1 protein-coding gene is annotated in these 1,471 nt (G+C 55.7%); it reads right to left on the bottom strand.

Annotated features, from left to right (window positions below; all coding sequences use genetic code 11):
* Positions 1-1,294 (bottom strand): calcium-binding protein (locus QT994_RS11265; RefSeq protein WP_333174466.1); only part of this gene is annotated, 1,294 nt, incomplete at its 3' end.
* Positions 1,295-1,471 lie beyond the last annotated feature (177 nt).

The raw sequence follows: 1,471 nt of genomic DNA on the forward strand, positions 1-1,471 counted from the left end.
TGGTTCCCGTTGTGGGACTCGTTGTGGTTCCCGTTGTGGGACTCGTTGTGGTTCCCGTTGTGGGACTCGTTGTGGTTCCCGTTGTGGGACTCGTGGTTGTTCCCTTTGTGGGACTCGTGGTTGTTCCCGTTGTGGGACTCGTGGTTGTTCCGGTTGTGGGACTCGTTGTGGTTCCGGTTGTGGGACTCGTTGTGGTTCCGGTTGTGGGACTCGTTGTGGTTCCGGTTGTGGGACTCGTGGTTGTTCCCGTTGTGGGACTCGTTGTGGTTCCCGTTGTGGGACTCGTTGTTGTTCCCTCAATGGTGAAGGGATTGTCGTTTACGCGCGGTATTTGACCGGTAGTGAACCGAGATTCATCTAGCGAGTTCGATCGAACATCAATCAACACCGCCAAAAATTCCCCAGTTCGCCTGTCCCTAATAATCGTGTTGCTAGAATTCGAGCCTTGGCCCTGGAAAATTTCTAACTCTGTAAAGTTCAAACCTCCAGCCAGACCGATCGAATCTCCCGCCTTAAAATCTCTGATTACATCAGCATCGCCGATTTCGCGGCCGCCAGTAGTGAGAAACCCGTTGCTACCAGGCGACGTTCCCACCCTACCGAGAACAAAGATATCCGATCCGTCGCCTCCTGTCAGAGTATCCGATCCGCGATCGCCCGAAAGAATATCATCCCCAGCATCTCCAGACACAGAATCATTGCCGTCGCCCCCGAAGATCAGGTCATCACCCTCGCCGCCGTCACCAGTATCGTTACCAACACCGCCGGTGATGACATCCCCGCCCTCGGAGCCCAACAAAATATCATTGCCTGCAGCGCCGATCAGGCAGTCGTTACCCGTGTCGCCAAAAACAGTGTCATTGCCCTTGTCGCCAAAAATCAGGTCGTCCTCGCCACCGCCGCGCAGACAGTCATTGCCTTTACCGCCGTACAGCGTGTCGTTGCCTTCAGAACCCAAGACAAGATCGTTACCCTGGTCGCCAAAAGCTACATCATCGCCTTGGTCGCCAGAAACCAAGTCATCGCCTTTGCCACCCCGCGCCGTGTCATTGCCGCGCCCGCCCTCAACGATATCTTTACCAGCGCCACCGTTGAGAGAATCGTTACCGTCTTCGCCCCTGAGTAGATCGTCTCCGTCCCGACTCACAAGCGTGTCGTCGCCACCACCCCCGGAAATCGTGTCATTGAACAAGCTGCCGATTAAATAGTTACTGCCGTCATTTGCGACAACTAAGCCATCGACAAAAAGTGGCTGTGGGGGAGGCGTAGGAACTGTCAGAGGTGGCCGGGGCACCGGGGTGATCGAAATATCCGGGCCCGTCCCCGTCATTGTTGTCGAAGTCCCCGTCATCGTTGTCGAAGTCCCCGTCATTGTTGTCGAAGTCCCCGTCATCGTTGTCGAAGTCCCCGTCATCGTTGTCGAAGTCCCCGTCATCGTTGTCGAAGTCCCCGTCATCGTTGTCGAAGTCCC

The sequence above is a fragment of the Microcoleus sp. S13_B4 genome, assembly GCF_036700885.1.
In the GTDB taxonomy this organism is placed as follows: domain Bacteria; phylum Cyanobacteriota; class Cyanobacteriia; order Cyanobacteriales; family Microcoleaceae; genus Microcoleus.